This is a genomic window from Microbispora hainanensis (assembly GCF_006874475.1).
GTDB lineage: Bacteria > Actinomycetota > Actinomycetes > Streptosporangiales > Streptosporangiaceae > Microbispora > Microbispora hainanensis.
Genome location: NZ_VIRM01000047.1, coordinates 1 through 21811 on the forward strand (window position 1 = coordinate 1; position 21811 = coordinate 21811).

Here is a 21811-nt window from a genome sequence, read left to right on the forward strand (position 1 = left end):
TAGCCAGAACGCCAGCCGCTCAAGCAGGAATGTGCAACACTGCCACCGACTCTCTGAGCACGGGCTCGGCATGGTGCCAACCCTGAGAGCCCTAACATCCGGTCATCTCCTGCCGGGTCAGCTCAGGTAGGGTGATCTTCCTCCTGTCACGATCTTGCCTAGAGGTTCCCCAGTTGAACGCCCCCTTTGCTAATGACCTTCTTGGCTGGAAGACCAGCAAGAAGGGCCTTGTGCCAAACACTGCCGATACCGACAACGCAGCTTCCATGGAGATCGCGGCTGGGGTGCTCGATGTGCTCCGCGTTCTGCGCGGGGCACCTACCGGAGTGGTGGACCCGAAGAGCGGCCGACCTCTAGAACGCGCCGTCGCAGATCACTTGCGACTAGAACTCCCCAATCATGATCACTCACGAAAGTGGGACGTACGCGTCGCGCCCGCTTCTATAAGCAGCTTTGTCCAGTACAGCCACCTAAATGAGGTGGACCGCCTCGTCAAGACGAACCCTGAGCTGCGCATCACTCTCGGCCGCGACTACCTCATCAAACCCGACGTCGCGGTGGGCCTCCCAGGCCGGACCGACTTGGACCTGCCGTTCCTCCATGCCGCGGTGTCCTGCAAGTGGACCATCCGCTCCGATCGCGTTCAGAACATCAGGCATGAGAACAACCAGATGATTCGCCATCGGCGGGAGCGCCTCCCTCACCTGGTCACGGTAACCGCCGAGCCGCTGCCTAGCCGACTAGCTGCCATTGCCCGCGGGACGGGAGAAGTCGATGCCGTCTATCACATCGCCTACGATGCCCTAGATCAGGTAGTGCGGGAACTAGCTAGCGATGGGCGCATCCAGGCTGACCAGCTAGACGCCTGGAAAGAGTGCATCGGCCTCGGCCGAGTACGTCCGTTCAGCGATCTTGCGCCGACGCTCGCCCGATGGTAAGGACGTGCAGGTCGCGCTGGAAGCGCTTGCTATCAAAGCCTCAGGCTTGATCACGTTCCGGAGTCGCTGCAGTTCTGTCAGTCACATGCTCTATCGTCGTCCATGTGTTCGGTCTCAGAGTTCAGCGCAGCAACAACTGTCTCTACAGCAGCTGGCAGGGACTCATGTTCCCAGAGACGGACGACCTGCCAGCCAGCCGCCGTCAGCGCAGCATCGGCCGCACGATCGCGCTCGACGTTTCGGCGAAGCTTGGGCGCCCAGTACCACTCGTTGGTAGTGGGTTGGCGACCGTGCTCGGGGCACACGTGCCAGAAGCACCCGTCGACGAAAACAGCAAGCTTGCGGCCAGTGAAGACGATGTCAGGACGCACTCTCACATCGCCGAGATCCAGCCGGAGGTCCTTGCGGTACCGATAGCCGAGCCGATGCAGCGCACTACGCAGAGCTACCTCCGGCTTAGTGTCCGCCCGGCGATTAGCTCGCATGTTACGAGAACGACCCTCGTTGAGCGGCGCAGGGTACAGGCCCCGCGCGTGAGCCTTCTTACGTGCCTCATCACTCATGCTTGCAGACACATCCACAACGGTGAGCACCGACAGTCCTGTCTCCACCGTGAAGATACAACTAGTACACGTCCACGTTGTTCCTGAACCCTAGAGGAGAACCTCCGTGGCTCTTGAGGTCGTTGAGATTTGCGCTGGTGCTGGCGGCCAGGCGCTCGGCCTGGAGAAGGCTGGGTTCGAGCACGCACTAGCCGTCGAACTGGACGAAAACGCCTCTAACACGCTTCGGCATAACCGCCCCCGTTGGGAAGTAAAGACGGGCGACGTAGCCGACACAAACGTGTGGAAGCCTTCTGAGTATGAGGGAGTCGCCCTGCTTGCCGGCGGCGTTCCCTGCCCACCATTCACCATTGCGGGCAAGCAGCTAGGGGCAGGCGACGAACGCGACCTCTTCGCATGGGCAGTGGAGCTAGCAGGGATAGTTAAGCCGCAAGCGCTGCTCCTAGAGAATGTACGCGGATTAAGCATGCCTCGCTTTGCAGGCTATCGACAGCATGTTCTAGACCGGCTACGCGAGCTCAACTACGTCGCCGAATGGAAGCTTCTCCATGCTTCCGAATATGGCGTACCCCAACTACGCCCACGATTTGTCCTCGTCGCACTACAGGAGGAATTCGCCGATTACTTTCACTGGCCAGATCCAGTCGGCAAACCTCCGACGGTCGGCGAAACCCTTTACGACTTGATGGCATCTGACGGCTGGCGAGGCGCCAAGGCGTGGAGGGAAAAGGCCAACGACATCGCCCCGACGATAGTCGGTGGTTCCAAGAAGCATGGAGGTGCCGACCTTGGGCCCACTAGGGCCAAACGCGCTTGGGCCGAGATGGGCGTGGACGCCCTAGGCGTGGCTGACACCCCACCGACAGTGCACGACGATCCAGACTTCATGCCAAAGCTGACGACCGAGATGGTTGCGCGCATCCAGGGCTGGAACGACGAGGAATTCCCATGGTCCTTCACAGGGAAAAAGACCTCTCGGTATCGGCAGATTGGTAACGCCTTCCCGCCTCCAGTTGCTGCCGCCGTTGGCGAAGCCATAGCTGCGGCGCTTAAGAAGGAGGCAGGAACGCGTGAACGCAAATGCGACAGGACCCAAGACCCGATCTACCGAGTACTGCGCGAAAGCGGCGACTTCATGACCGCTACCCAAATCGTTCGCGAAATTAAACGGGCTCTAGAGCCTGACGAGGCGAAAGAATTCAAGCTGGAACAGCATGACTTGGAACGCAGGATCGCCCTTCTCGGGCGGGATTTCGATATCGAGACGAGCAGTAGGGCCGACGCTATCGCCTACAAGCTAGGCCAGTTCCGCGCCTTTGTTGGCCAGGACGACCACATTCGACATGAGCAGTTTCTGAAGAACAAGGCAAAGATCAGCTAAGAGGAATTCGACGGCTGGGAGGTCGCATGGTACGCCGGCCCCTCGGAGGTTCTCATGCAGCAAGGGTCCGGCGTTCATGCGTGATGGCGAACTCACTACTATTGCCTTAACGGCTGCCCTGAATCATCGTGCGCAGGGTATGCTTCAGCCGTTCCTGCTCTCCCTCAGATAGTCGGCGAGCTCTATCGTAAGCGGCATCTACCCGGTTTCGTATACGCTGCCTGGCTTGCAGCCACGACAGCAGAGTTTCTAACTCCGACTTGCGGAAGCGTTTCACCTCCGGGAGAAGTTCGGTGAGCGTTTCAGGAAACCCCAGCTCATGGCGCAGTGGCTCATTGCAACGTTTGCACTCAGTCTGAAGGTTATCGAGTTCGACCGATCCGCCTAGATCGCGTGCAACACGATGACCAACGGTGAGAACCGCCTTTGAGTCCGGGTTCTCCGGGTACGGCTCACCGCTCCCCACCCCACACACTACGCAGCGCCAGCCATCCCGATTGAAGATCCGGCGACGGTCTGCATCGGACACGGCATCGCGCTTGGGCCGTGGCCCTAGGCCCGGATGCCAGCCCTTGGCCTCCAATCGATAGGTTCCGATGGGAAGGGTTCGATCATCGGTATTTGATGGAATTCGCCAGCCATCTGGCCGAAGCGCTCTAAGACGGCGATTCAGGTGTTCGGCATCGTTAGGGACCTCATCGCCGAGTGCGCGACGTAGATCCGCCATCGTGAATGTGTCCCCTTCGTTCACGTTGAACGTCAGCCAAGCAGCAAGCTTCCGCTCATCACCGAACCGCCGACGACTCCCGGGCTGGTAGCGCAGACGCCACCAAAGCTGCCCATTTGGCGCATAGGCCTCAGCAGGGTAGTCCCGGCTATCGGCCCTGTTCTCCGCAGTCACACCACAATGTCTAGTCTGTCCGGACTGTCAGCACAAATCTGCATGCGACACATCGGGCGCCCGTTTCCCTTTCAGACGCGTTGATGCTGGTCAAGCACATCCACCAATCCGAAGGGAGCTTGAGGTGATGGCCGAGGAGGCTACATACCTGGCGGAGCGTCGCCGATAGTTCGTGAGTGGCCAGATCGGCGGCCTGACGCAACAAGAACATGTCCTTGTCGCGACGCGCCGAGCCGGGAGCAGTACCGAGCAGCAGGTCCAACTCCCAGTAGTCCACGCCTAACCTCAAGTAGGCGGTGGCTCGCGGCATGTCGATGTATCCCTGGCTGCTATAACCAGCGTCACCAAAAAGGCGTCGTCGTATCTGTACGGCCTGCGGGAGGGTCAAGGCCTCATTCCGTCTTTGCCTCCTGGCGCGCTGCCCCGAATAGCACGTCTGCCAGCGGATGCCAGTTCCAGAGGTGTTCAGGGCCATCCTGAAGGACCAGGCTGATGTGGTCGATCGTGACATCGCAGTCGGGTAGGTGACGGCCCAGGGCGGTGATGACGGGCTCGGCGGGCTGCTCCGCACTGCTGTAGGCGACCGTGACGTGAGGTGCCCAGGGATTGGTGTCCAAGGTGCCGTCATGGCCCACAGCAGCGCGGGTGGCGGCCCGTACGGCGTCGAGCATCGGTGCCAGGGCCTCTGCGGGACGTACCGCCAAGGCGATGGCTTCGGGGTGGTAGAGCACGCGGCCGAGTGTCACGGTGACCGGCTGCACGTCCGCCAGGCGTTTCCGAGCTTCCGCGATCAGCGCCATGAGCTGCTCCTCCGTGACCTCGTCCGTAAGGCCGACGACGAGGGTCGTCAGGTGCAGCCATTCGTGCGGCACTGGGTCCAGCCCGCCGATTCCGGCCAGGCGTCGATGGGCCTCGCTCGCTATCGCCCGAACCTCCGGGTGATCGCGAAATAGAACATGCCAGTAGATCCGGCCCTTCCCTGAGGGGAGCATTTCCCGCCTCCCCCAGCGGTCGGCCATGAACTTCGGCAAAGGGCTCACGCGCCCTCCCCAGCACCGACCGCCGACAGGGCGGCAGAGGTGAAGTCGCGGATCTGCTCCCGGAGGGTCACTGCGACGTCGGAGCCTTGGAAGCGCCGGTCGTCCAACCGCGCGTCCAGTTCCACGAGGTAGTTCGTCACTGTGGACATACGGAACTCCGGCGGCATGCTCATCACGGGCGCGATCTGCTCGGCAGCGCCGTGAAGATCGCCCATCATCGCGTACGCGTTGGCTGCGCCGAACCTGATCTGCGCCCAGGTCGCAGGGACGCGCGGATCGCCTGACGCCCACGCTGCTTCCGCCTGGCGAGCGGCGTGGAGAGCTTCTTCCGGATTGGCGGCCTGCAGAGCGACCGAGAGCGCGTACAACGCCTGCCGCGGGCGCGGGCACGACCAGGGCGAGATGCCGGAGTCCTGGGTGAGCCGGGCCTCGGCGGCCTCGTCGGCACGCCGGAGGGCTTCCCGCGCCCGTTCCTTGTCCCCGAGCAGACCTGCGGCGTTGGCCTCCTGGCTTGCCAGCAGGACGCGAAGCTGGGTCGGCGGGCTGCACTCGTACCCACGGCGTGCCAGGTCAGCCGACGCGGCGAGCCGGCCCCGCCATCGTTCGGTCTTCGCCTGGGCGCTGAGCGTGGCGGCCGGGCTTGCGCCGGCTTCCTCGGCACACATGGCAGCGGCCGTGCCGTAAGTCATGGCGACAGCGTTGCGGTGCAGGTCCCCGAGGAGGATGCAGGCGTGGGCCAGAAGTTCGGCCTCGATGCGGAGCAGTTCGCGGGTTTGGCGAAGCCTCTGCCTGCCACCGGACAACAGTGCGCGAGCGTTCCGTTCGAGGCGGACGACATCAGACAGCACCCGCGCGGGAGGAACGTGGGCGTGGCTCTCACCGAGGCGTCGCGCCTCCTCCGCGAGCATGCCGATCGTGCCGTCCCCGACGTTGGTCTGCTCGATCCAGGCGACGAAGTCGATGACATCGTCCTCGCGCGTCGGAGCGGCAACCGGTTCTCCGAACAGCTCGGCCTCGGTGAGCCCGAAGGCTCGGACGTACAGCACGCGATAGGGGTCGCCGGGGCGGTTGTGCCCGGCCTCGTACGCCTTGATGCGGCGGATCATCGTCTCCCGCGACGGCAGGCGAGGACGGATGCCCTCGTCGGCGGCCTCGACCAGACGGCGAGCCATCTCACGCTGGCTCCACAACCTGTTGCGCCGCTCGGCCCGCAGCCGTACGGCCCATGCGGGTAGGTCGTCGCTCATCGCCTGCCCCTTCGCTCGGACCGGGGGGTGATCCCTGGGCGCCCTCAGTTTCCCTCATCCGCACCTGTGCCGGAAGGGTTACGCAGCGCTGTCATAGCAGGTGAAACGGAACGGAGTCCAGGCCCTACAAGGATTCAGGAATCGAGGTCCGAGCTGTGACAGACCGGAAGGGCACCGCGCCGACCGAGGGCTGGCGGGTGATGACGAGCGATCGTGGACGGCTGTGGGCGACTCGCGAGCGGCCATTCCCCGCCGCAGCCGAAGAGGCGGGGGCCGCCCGGACCGTCGACGGCGACGACCTGACCGAGCTCTGCCGGGTCATCGCCGAGCAGGAGAGCCTGGCCGCCCTTGCCTCGGCCTCTTGACAGCTGTCCCGGGCTGCATCTGGTGCCCGCGCAACCAGGGCAGGTCGCGCTGCGGTGGATGACTGAGACCAGGCGCACTACCCGGGTCCGGGTCGTGGCCCACACCTGCGACCACTGCTCGCCGCTGGCGTACGAACTGTGCGCGTCCGGCGGGCTGCTGTTCGTCCGCCGTACGGACCGAACCGACAGAACGCCGGAAGTCCGCGAGACCGAGCGCCTGCCCGACGCCCGGGCGCGCCGGGTGTGGCTGGACCTGCTACGCGGCCGCGCCCGATGAAGGCAAGCCCGGTGACGACGGGCCCTATGAAGACGCCCGCCCGGCGAACCGTACGAGGCGGGACCACCAACAGGAAGGAACCCGATGGACCTGTACGACCGCGACCTCGCCGGAGTGCGCTTCCGGCGGCTGTGCGGCGGCAACCAGCAGGAGGAGGACATGGAGTCCTGCGTCGAACTGGCCCCGATTCCGGGCGAGGCGGACGCCTTCGCCCTGCGTGACAGCAAGAACCCGGATGCCGGGACTCTCCGGTTCACCGGTGCCGAGCTTCGCGCGGCCGGCCTGACCACACTGTAGGAGCACGGCGGCCCCTGCCCGCTCGCACCAGGCAGGGGCCACCCCCACTGTACGGAGCGTCATGCACCTGCACTGCTATGTGTGGAGCGGCATCGGGGAAGAGCTGCGCAACGAGGCCGAGCGGCGACCGCCGCTGCCGCCCGCCGACCCCGGTCCGTTCACGAGCTCCCCGCTGCCGCCGATGCGTACGTGCGACTGGCTGCTGAAGCCGGCCCGCCGGATCGACGCCTCTCCGGCCACTCACGACGACGCGCTCACGTGGCTGGCGGAGCGCCACCGGTCGATGGAGAGCTCCTTCCTCCGCCCGGCCGACGAGGCCCGGATCGGGCTCGACGTACGGCTGCGCAACGCCCGCGAGGCACTCGCTGGCGGCGTCGACGTGCAGTGGGGCATCTGGCTGAGCGGCGGCCGGTTCCTCACGTGCGGCGTGGTGTGCTGCTCCCCCAACCGCCACGCCGCCTACCGCTGCCCCACCTCCTGAACCGGCCTACGAGCCTTCCGACCAGAAGATCTGAAGACGAGCAAGCGCCTCATCTCGCGACATGCGGCCGACCTCGGCGTCGGTCAGCCCGGCTCGATGGATGAGGAGATAGACCAGGTCTGCGGGCAGCGCCTCAGCCGGCGCTTGAGGGCCTCCCCGGTCAGGCACGATCCCGTCCCGGACGCAGCCCCAGAACTCCTCCTCGGAGACCTGGAGCTGATCTCGCAGGATATGAGCCCAAAGGCTGGGCCCGTATGTCGTGCGGTCAGGTGGATGTGAAATTCGCGTCCGCAGGACGCCGCCCGCAGGGAGGTCGAACTCGTACGTGACGTGGTGCGTGCCCGTCCGTCCCCTGGCGTCCCGGATTCGCCGCCAGCCTTCGTTCTTGCAGAAACGCTCGTGATCTTCCCGGGTCGGCTGCGGCCACGTCATTGAGCCGCCCCTATCAGCCACTCCCGTAGCTGGTCGTCGCTGCTCAGGCAGATCATCTGCACCAGACCCCAGTTGTCGCGGTGGTTGACCGCGTCCAACAGGTGGTCCTGCCAATCCTCGGCGTACTCTCGAAGCGCGTCGATCATCTCGTCGATGGCCTCGTCGAACGTCCGCCCGTCCGCGGCGACCGGCAGCCCTGGAATGAAGACCGACCATCCGCCATCCTCGGCCACTACCTGGGCGTTGGATGGGCAGATTCGAGCCAGGAAGTATCGCAAGCGCTCGCCGTCTACTACAGCGGCGGTCCGGTCGTCGCGGCGAACGGTCGCACTCCGACCCCGCTCGGCAGCGTCGAGGAGCTCCTTGAGCTTGGCTCTGGCCTCCGTGTAGCTGGCGAAATGCACTCCCATGCCACTTCCTCTCGTCCCACTGCCAGTATCGGATCGAGAGATACGTACGTCAAGTACGTGAAGTACTTCCTACAATCCGCGCGGCGTACTCCGGGGTATCGATCCGATCAGGCACGTCCGGTCACTTTGACGGCCTGTCCTGCTGCCCCGTCTCCTGACTCAGTCGAGGACGAGGAACTGCCTGCCGTCGATCAGCTCGCGTACGGCGTCGAGATGGCCGGCGTGGGTCGCCGTCTCGACGATGACGTGGAGGATCGCCGCACGCAGGTCGCGCGGCGGCCGGTCGTCACGGTGGTCCGGCCACCAGCGCGGCGTCTGGTCCAGGCCGTTGGAGGCGATCACCTTGTCGGCGCGCGCCGTCTCCTCGCGGTAGAGGTCGAACACCTCCGAGGCGGGCCGGTCGCCGGGCACCTGCCACGCGTCGGCCGAGGTGGCGAACGAGGCCACCGCCTCGGGGTCGCCGCCGAAGACCGCGCGGAACCAGAAGCGCTCGACGTCGAGGGCGAGGTGGTGGACGAGGCCGACCGGGGTCCAGGCCGACGGAAGGACCGGACGCCGGAGGTCGGCCTCGTCCAGGCCGTCGAGGATGTCGATGACGTGCCGCCGCTTCCAGCTCAGGTAGCCGAGGAGGGTCTCGACCTCACTCGATTCCGGTGACGAGCTCATGTGCGGTCTCCCCTTCGGTCACTCTGTCGCGAGGGCGTCGAGCAGCCGCTGGAGGGCCGCGCGGTCGCCGGTGGTCTCCAGCCGCTCCCCGAGCCGGCCGGGCGGTGTCCCGTCGATCACCAGGGCCTTGAGACCGGCCGGATCGGTCCGCAGGGCGACGTCCCACCGATCAGGCTCGCCCCTGCGGATCGCGAGCTCGCCGCCGGACACGCGGAGGGTGAAGACGTCCTCGCCCACGTCGACCAGGAACGTGGCGTCGAGGTCGCCCAGCCGGGCGGGTTCGAGGTGGCTCTTCACCGCGAGCATCAGCGAATCGGTCCCGAGGGGCGTCGTCGTCTCCTTCAACGGGGACTGCCGGCCCCATCGGCCGAGGTGCACGAGGATCGGCTCCAGGTCGTGGCCCCACTCGGTGAGCTCGTAGACCCACGCGCGCGCCGGCGGGCCCAGCTTGCGCCGCCGGATCACCCCGCCCTCCTCCAGATCGCGCAGCCGCTGCGAGAGCACGGTCGGACTGGCGTTGGGCAGGCCGCTCTGCAGGTCGCTGTAGCGCTTCGGGCCGAAGAGCAGATCCCGGACGATCATCAGCGCCCAGCGCTCCCCGACCAGGTCGAGGGCGCGCGCCGCGGCACAGGGGTCGCCGTACGTGCGTGCCGTGATCACGTGCTCATCCTACTCATCCCGGAGCAGGTGCTTGCTTTCCCGTAGTCACGCCGGGGAGCTGTGATAGGCCTCGACGAGCCATTCTTCGTCGCGCCGTATGAGCGTCCAGGTCGCCAGCTCCCACCGGTCGGCCGGCGGTTCCTCCTCCCCCGCGAACACCGTGACGCTCCGCGTGATGACGAGGGCCACGTCCGGAACGGGGAACCGGATGCCCTCCGGCGCATGGACGCGCCTGAACCCCTTCAACGACCCCTCGAAGGCGGCGCCCATGGCCGACCTGATGCCGTCCCTGCCCCGCAGGTGGACCCCGGGCAGGATCACGGTGGCGTCCGGCGCATACCGGCCGGCGAACGTGCCGCCGTCGCCGTCCGACCACGCGGCCGACGTCGCCTCGAACAGGGCCCGTACGGCGCGCTCCTCAGCCGGCTCGATGGCCGCCTGGTGCGGTTCCGGGCTCATTTCATTCCTCCAAAGACGTTCGCATCGAGGAATGCCGCCGCGTGGCCGCGGGCGAACTCGGCGAAGGTCGTGGGCCGCACTCCGAACGCGCGGTGGGTCTCCAGCCGCACGTGGGACTGGGGACGCCGCCTGCGCTCGGCGAACAGCTCGCGCACGATGCGGATGGACGGTTCGGGCATCCCCGCCTCCGCGCACTCGCGCAGCTTGTCCTGCAACGGCAGCTCCACGTGGTGGAAGGCGGTTCCCGTCGCCGCCGAGATCTGCTCGACGACCTCCTTCATCGTCAGCGCCTCCGGGCCGGTCATGTCGTACGCCCTGCCCTCGTTGCCGCCGGAGCTCAGCAGCGCGACCGCGACCTTCGCGACGTCCGCGATGGCGACGGGCGCCAGCCTGCTGTCGCCGATGGACAGGCGCAGCTCCCGCCGGTGCGGATCCAGGCCGGTGAGGGTGCCGGGCAGGTATGCCTCCATGAACTGGCTCGGACGCAGGTGGGTCCAGGCCAGGCCGGACGCCTCGAGGTGGCGCTCGATCTCCAGGTGCTCACGCGTCCCGATGAAGCTGCCGGGATCGAACCCGACGCCCGACTCCTTGCCGGAGTACTTCACGATGTGCGGCACGCCCGCGGCCTTGGCCGCGTCGATGAAGGTGCGCTGCGTCTCCACCATCCGCTCCCTCGGGGAGGAGATCATGAGGACGCGCTCCACGCCGCGCAGGGCGGCCGTCAGGGTCTCGGGGCGCAGCATGTCGCCCTCCACCACGTCCACACCCGGCAGCCCGTGGAACTTGCGGGCCTTGTCCGGGTCTCTGACCAGCGCTCGGATCGGAACGTTCTGCCGGGCGGCCTCCCGGACCACGATCGATCCACTGAGCCCCGTCGCTCCGGTGACAAGAATCATGGCTACGACGCTAGTACTTGTTATTACAGAAAAACAAGTAAGTAGCTCTGCATATGTAGCGTCCTATGTGCCGTGCCGCACTCCGGACGCCGCGAGAACAAGCGATGGGAAGAGGACCGGGGTTGAGGACCCGCGGACAGCCGTTGGCGGTACCCGCGAGTAACTTAAGTGGCTCTTCGAGCTTGACCGGGGAGAAACTGGTTCAGTGTTCCAAGTTGGTTCGATGTACCAAATGGGCTACCGTGGAGACATGGCAACGCGAGCGCGGCGGACACAGCGGCGCAACCAGGTGCTCTCGCGGGAGCAGATCATCGATACCGCCATCGAGCTGCTCGATACGGGCGGCGAGGGGGCGCTGACCGTCCGGGCGATGACAGAGCGCCTGGCCACCGGGTCCGGGGCGATCTACTACCACGTGGGCACCCGGGACGAGCTCTTGGATACGGCGACAGAAACCGTCATCACGGCCGCTCTGGCGACCAGGCCTGGCGGGGCTTCGGCCACGCCCGAGGATGAGATCCGCTTCGTCGCGCTGGCCTTGTTCGATGCGATCGCTGAACACCAGTGGCTCGCCACGCGGCTGGCGCTCCAGATCATCCGCAACCCGGTCGGCCCGGTGACGGTGGGGATTTTCGAGAGGATCGGCCAGCAGGTGGTCGCCTTGGGCGTGCCGCAAGCCGCCTGGTTCGGCGCGACCTCGACGCTCGTGCACTACATCCTCGGCGCGGTCAGCCAGAACGCCCGCATCGAAGGGGATACCTCAGATGTCGAGAGCGAGGCGGACCGCGAAGAGTTCCTCGGCGCAGCATCGAGGGCGTGGCAGGAGCTCGACCCCGACGATTACCCGTTCATGCACGCCATCGCCGGCCAGATGCGAGAGCACGACGACCGCGAGCAGTTCCTCACCGGCATCGCGCTGGTCCTGGACGGCATCACCAACCTCCGATGACCCACCGAACCCCACACCGTGCACGGCTACGCGCCCAACGGCTCGATGACGGCACCCGCCTCGGCGACCTGATGCACCAGGGCCAGGCTGTTGCGCTCGACTTCGGCTCCGACCACGCGCTGCAGGGCGCGGCCCAGAGGTGGGAGCGCCGGATCCGGTACGCCTCCGGTGTGGTGCGTAACGACCTCGAACGGCAGTGCACATCCATTCCTGATCGGCTCACCTGCGCCGGAGCATCGATCTGAAAGCGGCAGACCGTGAACGCCAATCGCATGTTCCACGACCGCGGGCAAAGCCGCTTGAGACCGAACCATGCGAGCGCCACCGGCCAGAACACCAGTCGCGACACCGACAACCGAAGGACAACGACCATGACCGCCAGCATCGCCCGCCCTTCCAACCCCGACAGGCCGGACGCGGACGCGTTCGAATGGGTTCGCACCTGGGGCGCCTCGCCGCAGGCACCGGACAACTCCGTCAGCTTCGTCGAACCCTTCGGCAACGCCACGCTGCGGCAAGTCGTCCGCGTCAGCGGCGGCGGACACAGCATTCGCATCCGCATCAGCAACGAGTACGGAACCGCACCACTGACCATCGGCGCCGCCCGCGTCGCCATCACAGACTCCGGCATCGGGACCGAGAACGGAAGCGATCAAGCGGTGACCTTCAGCGGCAAGCCGACCACCACCATACCGGCGGGCGCGCCGATCCTCAGCGACCCCATCGATCTACCCATCGCCGCGCTGTCGCGGCTGACGATCAGCCTCTACCTACCCGGCCAAGTCGACACCTGCACCTGCCACGGGACCTTCCACGCACTCGGCTGGATCATCCCCGGCGACGCCACCACACTCACGTCCACGCCCACAGGCGCAGCCCCCTTGCCGGCACAAGCCCTGATCACGGCCGTGGAAGTGCAGTCCGGCACACCGACAAAGGCCATCGCCGTCCTCGGCGACTCTCGCGTCGATGGAATCGGCTCCACCCCCGGCGCAGACCGACGCTGGACCGACCTGCTCGCCGAGCGCCTAGCCGCCCGCGGCGGACAGACGCTCTGCGTGGTCAACCAGGGCATCGGCGGCAACCGCATCCTCGCCGACGGCATCGGCACCGCCGCCCTCGCCCGCTTCGACCGCGACGTCCTCGCCACCCCGGGCCTTGGCCACGTGGTGATCGCAGTGGGCAATGACCTCGTCTTCTCCTTCGCCCCACGCACTGAGGAGACCGCCGGATTCCTCGAGATGTTCCCCGGCGCGCCCGTCACCGCGGACGACGTCATCGCAGCCCACCTCCAGCTAGCGGCCCGAGCCCGCGCGCACGGCTCAAAGGCCTACGCCGCGACCATCGCTCCCTACGGCGGCTCGGACATGTACTCACCCGAGGGTGACAAAGCACGCGAACAGGTCAACTCATGGATCCGCGCGAGCGACGCCTTCGACGGCGTACTCGACTTCGACGCCGTCTGGCGCGACCCGGCCGACCCCACCCTCATTTGCAGCGACCTGCACATGGGCGACCACCTCCACGGCAACGACGCGGGCTACGCAGCCCTCGCGGAATCCATTGATCTCTCTCTTTTCGACTGATGTCTCTTGGCCGATCCGCTCGGCGCGCGAGTGCGAGGTCAGGCTGCATGCCAAGGCAAGGTCGGCTGACTGGCAGCGCGGGGACGACCCTTCCTAAGCCCTCCGCAAAGTTACTCGCGGGCACCGCCAAGGGCTGTCCGCAGGTTCCTCAACCCCGGGGACCGATGGGCGGCAGTGGTCGGTAGGACATGCACGGCCGGAGCGCTACGCGGTTTCCTCCGCGGATCGGGGGTACGGCGTAACGAGGTCGGAGTGGCCGGCGTCGCACACTCACCGTCGGGCCGTCCCGACCTCAGGTGGCGCCGGGGCTTTTCTCCGGCCGTTCGAAAAATCCGTCCCCCATTCGTGAAGGAGCATTCCAATGCTGACGCTGACCGACAACGCCGTCATCGCGATTCGTGATCTGACGGCCGGTGACGACATCCCCGATGAGGCGGGCCTGCGACTGGCGGCGAAGCCCGGCCCGGAAGCCTCCCTCGAACTGTCTCTGGTGAGCTCGCCGCAGGCCGGCGACCAGGTGATCGAGAAGGCGGACACCCGGGTCTTCGTCGAGGCGGGGGTGGCACCCGCGCTCGACGACAAGACGCTCGACGCCGAGATCGGCGCGGAGGGGCAGCACACCTTCATGCTCATGCGCCAGTAGAACCACCTCTAGCGGTGCGTAACCGCGGCCCATGTCGTGCGGGCCCGCAGGTCGTCAGGCACAGACCAGCGGACGGCTTCAGCGCGGGCTCGCATCGGGTCGTCACAGCGAACAGGGGTCAGGCCCCGCCGGTCACTTTGATCGCCTGTCCGGTGATGCCGGAGTTGGCGGCCGAGCCCAGGTAGACGACGGCCTTCGCGACCTCGGCGGCGTCGAGCAGGCGGCCGATCGGAGCTCGCGCGCTGTAGTGCCCGCCCCACTGCTCGGCCATCTCGGCGTTCGTCTCGGTCCTGGTGAAGCCGGGCATGATGACGTTGGACAGGATGTCACCGGCCTTCCCCAGCCCGAACGCGGCGGACCTGCTGAAACCGTGCAGCGCCGCCTTGGCCGCCCCGTAGTACTCCCCGCCGGGCATGCCGTCGACCGCGATGCTCGACGAGATGTGCACCATCCGGCCCCATCCGCGCTCCCGCATCGACGGGACGACCGCCCGGCTGAGCCGCAGCGCCCCCTCGACGTTGGCCCGGATCACCTTCTGCCACCTCTCGTCGGGCACAGCGTCGAACGGGAGGTCCGCATCCGGCTCGGCGGCGCCCCAGTGCACGGCGTTGTTGACCAGCACGTCGATCCGGCCCGACCACGCGAGCACACTCTCGACCAGGCCGCGGGCCGCTTCGTCGTCGTCCATCTCGTACGGCGCGACGAGCGAGCGCCCGCCGATCTCCTTGGCGAGCCGTTCCGCGCCGTCCTGCGCGTGGTGATAGGTGAGCACCACGTCGGCTCCTTCGGCGGCGAACCCGCGGGCGATCTCCCGCCCGATGCCGCCGGAGGCCCCCGTCACGACGACCGTACGGCCGGTGAGTCCCAGATCCATGTCGGCGCTCCTCATGTCAATGACAACCGTGAACAGCACCGAGGATCCGGTGACGGGGACCACCCGAGGGAGGCCGGGCCGAGACTGGCCCCCGCAGGGCCACGATCGGAGGCGAGGTCGCTCGATAGCCTGCGAAGCGTGAGCGACAACACCCTGGGAGAGTTCCTGCGGTCCCGCCGTGAGGCGGTCACCCCCGCCGAGGTCGGGCTGCCCGGCGGCGCCCGGCGCCGCACCCCCGGCCTTCGCCGTTCCGAACTGGCCACGCTGGCCGGAATCAGCGTCGAATATCTCACCCGGCTTGAGCAGGGGCGGGACCGTCACCCCTCGGTGCCCGTGCTCGCCGCCCTCGCCGACGCGTTGCGCCTGTCGTCCGACGACCGCCTCCACCTGCTCCACCATTTCAAGGCGGCCGACGGTGCCGGCCGGCTCGTCGGCCCATGCCAGGGGCCGCCCGCGCAGTCGGTCCGCCCCACCGTCCGGGCGCTGCTCGACCGGCTCGAACCCGCCCCGGCGGTGGTCGTCAACCGGCTCGGTGACGTGCTCGCCCACACGAACGGCTACGAACTGCTTGCCGGCCCCATCGGGTTGCTCGACCACCGGCCGCCCAACCTGGTGCGGTACGTCTTCGCCGACCTCCGGGCCAAGGCCGCGTACCCCGACTGGGACCGGGTCGCCGGCGAGCGGCTCGCCGCGCTGAAACCGGGGATTTCCCGGGAGGACCCGCACGTCGAGCACCTCGTCAACGAGCTGACCCTGGCCGTCGGCGCGCCCTTCACCGACCGGCTGGCGACTGCGCCCGGCCCGTCCAAGCGCACCGGTCTCGAACGGCTGGCGCATCCCGAGGCGGGCGAACTACGGCTGGCCTACGAGACCCTCGGCCTGTCCGACGACGACAGCCAGCTCCTCATCGCCTACCTCCCCGCGGACGACGCCACCGCCGCCAGGCTCGACCGCCTCACGGGCCGCCACCCCGGAGCCCTCCGCGCCGTCACGGGCTGATGATCTCGGGGCTAGTGTCGAAGAGCATCGAGAGGAGGCGGCACGGTGAGCGCGCTTGAGGTACGGCTGCGACCGGTGCAAGAGGACGATCTCGACATCTTCCGGCGGTTCGTCACAGAACCGGGACTGATCGGCCTCGACTGGGCGGGATTCCGCGACGCTCAGGCCCCGGCGCGGCGCTACGCCAAGGACGGATACCTGGGCGAGGACGACAGCAGGCTCATCGTCGAGGCCGACGGCACGGCCGCGGGCCTGGTGAGCTGGTCGGCGCGGGGGGTCGGGCTCTCCCGATTCTGGGAAATAGGGATCGCCCTGCTTCCTGACCGGCGGGGGCACGGCATCGGCTGGCGCGCTCAGGCGATGCTGTGCGACTACCTGTTCACCCACACCCCGGTCGAGCGCATCCAGGCGTTCACCCATCCGGAGAACATCGCGGAGCAGAAGTCGCTGGAGAAGGCCGGATTCACCTTCGAGGGCGTCTTACGCGCGGTGGAGTTCCTCCGCGGTCAGTGGCGCGACGGCTGGATGTACAGCAGGCTGCGAAGCGATCCGTACCCACCGAATCTCTAACAGATCGTCACTCGGTCGAGCCATTCGCCGACGAGCGCGGCCAGCAGCCCGGTCTGCTCGTGCGGCAGCGCGTGCCCGGCCCGGTCGAGGACGGCGTACGTGGCATGCGGATATCGCTCCACCAGCTCCCAGGCGCCGGCGTACCCCACGGTGGCGTCCTGGCGCCCGGCGAGGATCAGCGTCGGGCCGGTGTACGGGGAGGTGTCGCTCAGCCGCCATCGCTCGAAGACCCGCCCGAGGCCGTCCCGGTCGACAAGGGGCAGGGCCGGGGCCACGTGCTCCCGGAACCGTTCGAGGGTGGCGGGCGTCTGCACCACGAAGTAGTCGCGGAACTGGGCCTGCTCGGCCGGGCTCAGCGCGTCGGCCACGTCGGCCGAGGCGTGCTGCACCTCGTGTGCGGGCACGTCACGCGCGTCCTCGCCGAGGGGGCAGATCAGCGCCAGCCCCGCGACCTGGGCCGGACGCCGGGCGGCGACCCCCCTGGCCAGATATCCGCCGAACGAGTGGCCGACGACCGCAAACCGCTGATCGCCGGCAACGGCGTCGACCAGACCGAGCACGAGATCGAGGACGTCGTCGGAGCCGCGGAGCCGGTCGGCCACCGGCGTGCGCCCCATGCCCGGCAGGTCCGGGTAGACGCGCCGATAACCGGGCCGGTCGCGGAAGACGGGTTCCAAGGCGCCGACCATCTCGCGATGGTCCACCCCCGCTCCGTGCAACGCCAGAACGGGCATCCCGTCGCCGTGCTCGGCGAAATGCACCGGTATGCCGCTGATCTCCACGTCCATTCCGTCAACCTAGCCAGATCAGGCGGTGGCCGTTCTGGAAACGAGCCACTGCTCCCGGGTGATCGCATACTCGACCTCACCGAGCTCGCTCCCGGGGAGCGGCTCCTCCCAGTCCATGTGGAACGTACGGACGTACTGCATGCCGATCGCGGCCATCGTCGCGCGGGAGGCGGCGTTGACCGCCATGGTCTCGGCGAAGACGCGGTTCAGCCGGAGGTCTTCGAACGCGTAACGAAGCAGCTCGCGGGCTCCCTCGCTGCCGAGGCCCTGACGCCAGTAGCGCCGCAGGAGCCGGTATCCGAGCTCGGCCTGTCCGTCGGCCGGGCCCTGGTCGGCACGCTCGGGCGGCTCCAGAAGCCACCAGCCGACGAACCGGCCGTCCACGAACCCGGCCCAGAAGCCGAGCCCGGCAGCGCTGTGCGCGGCGGCGAGCCGCTGGCGGTGGAGGGCCTCCACCTCCTCACGGGTGCGCGCACGGCCGGTGAGGTAGCGCATCACCTCGGGATCGGCGTCGAGCTCGATCTCGTGCTCAAGGTGGTCGTCCGACAGCGGCACAAGCGTGATGCGGTCCGTCTGCAATATGGGCTGGGACACGCGGGCGATTCTCGCGCTTGACCCGCTTTCCGGTCATTCCATTTTCCCGGGGGACGTCGGCGACCGGGGTGTTGCCGTCGTCCGCTTCGGCGGTACTCCGGATGACCCGATCCCGGCTTGATCACAGCATCGTCCCGGGTGAGATACGCGCGCGGTCGGGCTCGGAGCTCTGCTGGATGATGACTCGTCGGCCTATTTCGAGGAGTCATCGTGTATCCCGCACCACCGCTCACACCTCTGCGTCCGATACGGGGCCTGGGGACGGCGGCCGTCGTGATGTTGGTCGTCGACGCCGTGGTGCGCGTGCTCGCCTTCGCCGTCGACGTGCAGCGCATCGTGCTCATCGACAGGTTCCTGGCCGATATGAACTCCGTGCCCCTCAGCGATCTCGAAACCAACGACAGGTTGTATTCGATGTCCGGGCTGGTGGAGACCGTCGCCTACTACGCCACCGCCGTCATGTTCCTGATCTGGCTGTTCCGGGCCAGGGCGAATGCCGAGACACTGAGCCCGTGGCCGCACCGGCGGGCCAGACCCTGGCTGATCTTCGGGTGGTTCGCGCCGATCGTCAGTCTCTGGTTCCCGAAACAGATCGTCGACGACATCTGGACGTCTTCCAAGCCGGGCGCCGTCCAGGAGACCGGAAGCCTCGCGGCCGCCCGCCGTTCCGGTCTTGTCTGGGCATGGTGGCTGACATGGTGGGTCACCTCGTTCGTGACGAGGGGGCTGAGCGTGTTGTTCGCCAATTCCAAGGAGTTGCCGGACATTCGGGATGCCGCCCTTTTCAGCGTCGCCGGCAACGTCCTGACCATCGGGGCCGCCGCCCTGGCCATCGCGGTCGTCCTCACGATCACTCGTTTCCAGGACGATCACCGCCGGGTCGCCTTCTGGCCGTCCTCGTACGCGATGTGAGGCGTCAGAGCCAGCCGTGTTCGTCGGCTACCAGGGCGGCCTCGGCACGGGTGCCGGCGCCGGTCTTGCCGATCGCCGCCGACAGATGGTTGCGCACGGTCCCCGCTGACAGGTGCAGGCTCCGGGCTATCTCCGCCATGGTCAGGACGGGAGCGCAGCACGCAGGTCGGCCGTGACCTCCAGGCCGTCCCTGCCCGGCATCTGCACGTCGAGCAGGGCCACGTCCGGCCGGCTGCGCCGGGCCGCCTCGACGACCTCCTCGCCCGAGCCGACCTGGGCCATCACCTCGATGTCGGGCTCCACCGCGAGCAGCACGCCCCAGCGCGCCGGGAGCAGCCAGGCCGCCACCGCGAGCACGTAGCTGAACACGCCGGCGTGGCCCAGACAGAGCGGGCCGTCGCGCAGCATGGCCGCGACGGCCGCGAGCACGAACAGCGCCGCGACGAGCAGGATCCGCCGCCGGGGCGGCAGGCGGATCCCGGCGGTCATGGCCACGCCCAGCACGAGCGTGTACAGCGTCAGGACCAGCGCGGCCTGCCCGCCGCCCTCCCCAATGGCACCGTCCAAAGCGGCCGCGTGCCCGACCTGGGCGAGCCAGTAGCTCGGCAGCACCTTGGCCACCGTCGCGAGCGCGTCGGGGAACGTGCTCACCGGGATGAACAGCCCGACGACCATGTCGATGGTGGTGGATTCGCCCGCGCCGTTGGGGCCGAGCAGGGCCACCACCTCCCCTCGGTTCACCACCAGGTCGATCCTGTCGACCACGCGGGTCTCGCCGTACGTCTTGCGCAGCCCCGTGGTGGAGAGGGCGGGGGCGCGGTCATGAATGTTCACAGGGCGAGCGTCCGCCGCCGCCCCGATGCGGACCTCCGTCGTATGTCACGACCCGCCCACGACAGATGTCACGGATCCGGCTCTTGCCGGCCCGCAACGGCGCCGCTAGATCGGATCTAGCGGCGGGTGCCCCGGATCTGGCGCCTCTTTCGTGAAGGTTTGGATGAAACGGAGACGACAGATCATGCACGACCTGGCGATAGAGACATCGGGCCTGGTCAAGACATTCGGCGACAACCGCGCGGTGGACGGGCTCGACCTCACGGTGCCGGCGGGCACGGTATATGGCGTCCTCGGCCCCAACGGGGCGGGGAAGACCACGGCGGTCAAGATGCTGGCGACCCTGCTGCGCCCGGACGGCGGCGAGGCCAGGGTCTTCGGCCACGACGTGCTGCGCGAGGCCGACGCCGTACGCGGCCGGGTGAGCCTGACGGGCCAGTACGCCTCGGTGGACGAGGAGATGACCGGGGTGGAGAACCTGGTCCTGCTCGGCAGGCTGCTGGGCCACAGGAAGGCCGCCGCCAAAGACAGGGCCATGCAGCTGCTCGAGGCGTTCGGGCTGACCGAGGCCGCCCGCCGGCAGGTCAAGAACTACTCGGGCGGCATGCGCAGACGGCTGGACATCGCGGCCAGCATCCTCAACACGCCCGACCTGCTGTTCCTGGACGAGCCCACGACCGGCCTCGACCCGCGCAGCCGCAACCAGGTCTGGGACATCATCAGGATCGTGGTCGCCCACGGCACGACCGTGCTGCTCACCACGCAGTATCTGGACGAGGCCGACCGGCTGGCGGGGCGCATCGCGGTCATCGACCACGGCAGGGTCATCGCCGAGGGCACGCCGGGCGAGCTCAAGTCGTCGGTCGGCTCGGGGGCGGTGCACGTGCGGCTGCGCGACGCCGCGCAGCGGCCGGAGGCCGAGCGGGTGCTGGCCAAGGAGCTGAACACCCAGGTCCATCTGGAAGCCGATCCGGTCGCCCTGACGGCCCGCATCGCCGGGGACGACGCCGACGCGGGCCCGGAGCGGGCCTCGCGTGCCCTCGCGGCACTGGCGGCGTCCGGCATCGTCGTGGACGACTTCTCCCTCGGCCAGCCCAGCCTCGATGAAGCCTTCCTCGCGCTGACAGGCGCGCCTCCTGGGGAACACAGCTTGGCACTCACGGATCACCCGGCCACCGGCGAGAACGCTCAGGAGGAGGCGGCATGAGCGCCACGACCACCGAGACCGGCACGTCCTTCGTCCCCGCCGCCGACATGCTGGGCGCGGTCCTGGCACCCGGGGTGCGCCCGCCGCGCCCCAGCGCCCTGTCGGCCTCGCTGACGTTCGGCTGGCGGGCGATGTTGAAGATCAAGCACGTGCCCGAGCAGCTGTTCGACGTCACCGCGTTCCCGATCATGATGACGTTGATGTTCACCTACCTGTTCGGCGGTGCGCTGGCGGGCTCGCCGACGGAGTATCTGCAGTTCCTGCTGCCGGGCATCATGGTGACGAGCGTCGTCATGATCACGATGTACACCGGGGTCGAGGTCAACAAGGACATCGAGAAGGGCGTCTTCGACCGCTTCCGCAGTCTGCCGATCTGGCGGCCGTCGACCATGATCGGCTACCTGCTCGGCGACGCGTTGCGCTACACGATGGCCTCGACGGTCATCCTCGTGGTCGGCCTGGTGCTGGGTTTCCGCCCGCAGGGCGGGGTCGTCGGCGTGGTGGCCGCGATCGCGCTGCTGGTGGCCTTCTCGTTCGCGTTCTCGTGGATCTGGACGATGTTCGGGCTGCTGCTACGCAGCGAGAAGTCGGTGATGGGCGTCAGCATGATGGTGCTGTTCCCGCTCACCTTCCTCAGCAACGTCTATGTGGACCCGCAGACCATGCCGGGCTGGCTGCAGGCGTTCGTCGGGGTCAACCCCATCTCCCACCTGGTCACCGCGGCGCGTTCCCTGATGGCGGGCAGCCCGGACGCCGGGGAGGTCACCTGGGTGCTGGTCTGCGGCGCGCTGTCGGTCGTGATCTTCGGCGCGCTGACCATGCGGCTCTACAACCGCAAGTAG

General features: G+C 67.6%; 29 protein-coding genes. 15 read left to right on the forward strand and 14 right to left on the reverse strand.

Translation table 11 applies throughout. The annotated features are described in order from the left end of the window. Nucleotides 1–173: 173 nt before the first annotated feature. Nucleotides 174–938, forward strand: coding sequence for an NgoMIV family type II restriction endonuclease (locus FLX08_RS29705; RefSeq protein ID WP_142623576.1), 765 nt, complete (start codon nt 174–176; stop codon nt 936–938). 77 nt (nt 939–1015) lie between these two features. On the opposite strand, the gene FLX08_RS29710 is transcribed toward FLX08_RS29705, so the two are convergent. Beyond that, nucleotides 1016–1549, reverse strand: a complete 534-nt coding sequence (locus FLX08_RS29710) for a very short patch repair endonuclease (RefSeq protein ID WP_244312987.1) — start codon at nt 1547–1549, stop codon at nt 1016–1018. 58 nt (nt 1550–1607) lie between these two features. Here FLX08_RS29710 and FLX08_RS29715 point away from each other — a divergent pair, with 58 nt between their 5' ends. Then, nucleotides 1608–2882, forward strand: a complete 1275-nt coding sequence (locus FLX08_RS29715) for a DNA cytosine methyltransferase (protein WP_142623577.1) — start codon at nt 1608–1610, stop codon at nt 2880–2882. A gap of 106 nt (nt 2883–2988) precedes the next feature. On the opposite strand, the gene FLX08_RS29720 is transcribed toward FLX08_RS29715, so the two are convergent. The 3 genes from FLX08_RS29720 to FLX08_RS29730 form a co-directional block, all read right to left on the reverse strand. Then, nucleotides 2989–3783 carry an HNH endonuclease gene (locus FLX08_RS29720; RefSeq protein ID WP_142623578.1) on the reverse strand — a complete coding sequence of 265 codons (795 nt, stop codon included), beginning with the start codon at nt 3781–3783 and terminating at the stop codon, nt 2989–2991. A 392-nt stretch (nt 3784–4175) separates the two neighbouring features. After that, nucleotides 4176–4823: a 2'-5' RNA ligase family protein gene (locus FLX08_RS29725; RefSeq protein ID WP_142623579.1), complete on the reverse strand. Its 648-nt coding sequence runs from the start codon at nt 4821–4823 to the stop codon at nt 4176–4178. Then, nucleotides 4820–6070 (reverse strand): helix-turn-helix domain-containing protein, encoded by a 1251-nt coding sequence (locus FLX08_RS29730; RefSeq protein WP_142623580.1) that lies wholly within the window; start codon nt 6068–6070, stop codon nt 4820–4822. Before FLX08_RS29730 ends, FLX08_RS29725 begins: the two co-directional genes overlap by 4 nt. Nucleotides 6071–6225: 155 nt before the next feature. On the opposite strand from FLX08_RS29730, the gene FLX08_RS29735 reads away from it, so the two are divergent. From FLX08_RS29735 to FLX08_RS29750, 4 genes are all read left to right on the forward strand, one after another. Beyond that, entirely contained in the window at nt 6226–6435 is a 210-nt protein-coding gene (locus FLX08_RS29735; protein WP_142623581.1) for a hypothetical protein, read from the forward strand. Between the two features lie 58 nt (nt 6436–6493). Further along, complete coding sequence (locus FLX08_RS29740) at nt 6494–6712, forward strand: hypothetical protein (RefSeq protein ID WP_244312988.1); 219 nt, start codon at nt 6494–6496, stop codon at nt 6710–6712. A gap of 84 nt (nt 6713–6796) precedes the next feature. Further along, nucleotides 6797–7009, forward strand: coding sequence for a DUF397 domain-containing protein (locus FLX08_RS42450; RefSeq protein WP_079315603.1), 213 nt, complete (start codon nt 6797–6799; stop codon nt 7007–7009). A gap of 61 nt (nt 7010–7070) precedes the next feature. Beyond that, the gene (locus FLX08_RS29750) at nt 7071–7490 is read left to right on the forward strand and encodes a hypothetical protein (RefSeq protein WP_142623582.1); all 420 of its coding nucleotides are present in this window, start codon (nt 7071–7073) and stop codon (nt 7488–7490) included. Between the two features lie 428 nt (nt 7491–7918). Here FLX08_RS29750 and FLX08_RS29760 read toward each other — a convergent pair whose 3' ends face one another. From FLX08_RS29760 to FLX08_RS29780, 5 genes are all read right to left on the reverse strand, one after another. Next, a complete protein-coding gene (locus tag FLX08_RS29760) occupies nt 7919–8332 on the reverse strand; it encodes a prevent-host-death protein (protein ID WP_142623584.1) in 414 nt (137 codons plus the stop codon). Nucleotides 8333–8491: 159 nt separating this feature from the next. Beyond that, nucleotides 8492–8998 (reverse strand): DinB family protein, encoded by a 507-nt coding sequence (locus tag FLX08_RS29765; protein ID WP_142623585.1) that lies wholly within the window; start codon nt 8996–8998, stop codon nt 8492–8494. Nucleotides 8999–9016: 18 nt separating this feature from the next. Continuing rightward, entirely contained in the window at nt 9017–9658 is a 642-nt protein-coding gene (locus FLX08_RS29770; protein ID WP_142623586.1) for a winged helix-turn-helix transcriptional regulator, read from the reverse strand. Nucleotides 9659–9703: 45 nt separating this feature from the next. Continuing rightward, the gene (locus FLX08_RS29775) at nt 9704–10117 is read right to left on the reverse strand and encodes an SgcJ/EcaC family oxidoreductase (protein WP_142623587.1); all 414 of its coding nucleotides are present in this window, start codon (nt 10115–10117) and stop codon (nt 9704–9706) included. Further along, a complete protein-coding gene (locus FLX08_RS29780) occupies nt 10114–11013 on the reverse strand; it encodes an SDR family oxidoreductase (RefSeq protein ID WP_142623588.1) in 900 nt (299 codons plus the stop codon). The genes FLX08_RS29775 and FLX08_RS29780 overlap by 4 nt, the downstream gene beginning before the upstream one ends. Nucleotides 11014–11263: 250 nt before the next feature. On the opposite strand from FLX08_RS29780, the gene FLX08_RS29785 reads away from it, so the two are divergent. The 4 genes from FLX08_RS29785 to FLX08_RS29800 all read left to right on the forward strand — a co-directional run bounded on the left by FLX08_RS29785 (nt 11264) and on the right by FLX08_RS29800 (nt 14191). Continuing rightward, complete coding sequence (locus FLX08_RS29785; RefSeq protein ID WP_142623589.1) at nt 11264–11962, forward strand: TetR/AcrR family transcriptional regulator; 699 nt, start codon at nt 11264–11266, stop codon at nt 11960–11962. Further along, on the forward strand, nt 11959–12207 hold the full coding sequence (locus FLX08_RS29790; RefSeq protein ID WP_142623590.1) for an aromatic-ring hydroxylase C-terminal domain-containing protein: 249 nt from the start codon (nt 11959–11961) through the stop codon (nt 12205–12207). The genes FLX08_RS29785 and FLX08_RS29790 overlap by 4 nt, the downstream gene beginning before the upstream one ends. Before the next feature lie 126 nt (nt 12208–12333). Continuing rightward, nucleotides 12334–13548 (forward strand): SGNH/GDSL hydrolase family protein, encoded by a 1215-nt coding sequence (locus FLX08_RS29795; protein WP_142623591.1) that lies wholly within the window; start codon nt 12334–12336, stop codon nt 13546–13548. Nucleotides 13549–13909: 361 nt separating this feature from the next. Beyond that, on the forward strand, nt 13910–14191 hold the full coding sequence (locus FLX08_RS29800) for an iron-sulfur cluster assembly accessory protein (RefSeq protein ID WP_142623592.1): 282 nt from the start codon (nt 13910–13912) through the stop codon (nt 14189–14191). Between the two features lie 118 nt (nt 14192–14309). Here FLX08_RS29800 and FLX08_RS29805 read toward each other — a convergent pair whose 3' ends face one another. Beyond that, a complete protein-coding gene (locus FLX08_RS29805; protein ID WP_167530620.1) occupies nt 14310–15065 on the reverse strand; it encodes an SDR family NAD(P)-dependent oxidoreductase in 756 nt (251 codons plus the stop codon). A gap of 138 nt (nt 15066–15203) precedes the next feature. On the opposite strand from FLX08_RS29805, the gene FLX08_RS29810 reads away from it, so the two are divergent. Together FLX08_RS29810 and FLX08_RS29815 are read left to right on the forward strand one after the other, a co-directional pair. Then, on the forward strand, nt 15204–16064 hold the full coding sequence (locus FLX08_RS29810) for a helix-turn-helix domain-containing protein (RefSeq protein ID WP_142623594.1): 861 nt from the start codon (nt 15204–15206) through the stop codon (nt 16062–16064). 45 nt (nt 16065–16109) lie between these two features. Beyond that, the gene (locus FLX08_RS29815; RefSeq protein WP_142623595.1) at nt 16110–16634 is read left to right on the forward strand and encodes a GNAT family N-acetyltransferase; all 525 of its coding nucleotides are present in this window, start codon (nt 16110–16112) and stop codon (nt 16632–16634) included. Here FLX08_RS29815 and FLX08_RS29820 read toward each other — a convergent pair. Together FLX08_RS29820 and FLX08_RS29825 are read right to left on the reverse strand one after the other, a co-directional pair. Continuing rightward, nucleotides 16631–17422: an alpha/beta fold hydrolase gene (locus FLX08_RS29820; RefSeq protein WP_142623596.1), complete on the reverse strand. Its 792-nt coding sequence runs from the start codon at nt 17420–17422 to the stop codon at nt 16631–16633. The genes FLX08_RS29815 and FLX08_RS29820 overlap by 4 nt on opposite strands. 18 nt (nt 17423–17440) lie before the next feature. Beyond that, nucleotides 17441–18016, reverse strand: coding sequence for a GNAT family N-acetyltransferase (locus tag FLX08_RS29825; RefSeq protein WP_142623597.1), 576 nt, complete (start codon nt 18014–18016; stop codon nt 17441–17443). 276 nt (nt 18017–18292) lie between these two features. Between FLX08_RS29825 and FLX08_RS29830 the strand changes: the two genes are divergently transcribed. Further along, complete coding sequence (locus FLX08_RS29830) at nt 18293–18928, forward strand: DUF4328 domain-containing protein (RefSeq protein WP_244312999.1); 636 nt, start codon at nt 18293–18295, stop codon at nt 18926–18928. A 4-nt stretch (nt 18929–18932) separates the two neighbouring features. Here the strand turns inward: FLX08_RS29830 and FLX08_RS43505 are convergent, their stop codons facing one another. Together FLX08_RS43505 and FLX08_RS43510 are read right to left on the reverse strand one after the other, a co-directional pair. Further along, nucleotides 18933–19067, reverse strand: a complete 135-nt coding sequence (locus tag FLX08_RS43505) for a response regulator transcription factor (RefSeq protein ID WP_425280650.1) — start codon at nt 19065–19067, stop codon at nt 18933–18935. A gap of 2 nt (nt 19068–19069) precedes the next feature. Then, nucleotides 19070–19762, reverse strand: a complete 693-nt coding sequence (locus tag FLX08_RS43510) for a response regulator (protein WP_425280651.1) — start codon at nt 19760–19762, stop codon at nt 19070–19072. A 163-nt stretch (nt 19763–19925) separates the two neighbouring features. Between FLX08_RS43510 and FLX08_RS29845 the strand changes: the two genes are divergently transcribed. Then, a complete protein-coding gene (locus FLX08_RS29845) occupies nt 19926–20969 on the forward strand; it encodes an ATP-binding cassette domain-containing protein (RefSeq protein WP_244312989.1) in 1044 nt (347 codons plus the stop codon). Continuing rightward, on the forward strand, nt 20966–21811 hold the full coding sequence (locus FLX08_RS29850) for an ABC transporter permease (protein ID WP_142623599.1): 846 nt from the start codon (nt 20966–20968) through the stop codon (nt 21809–21811). Before FLX08_RS29845 ends, FLX08_RS29850 begins: the two co-directional genes overlap by 4 nt.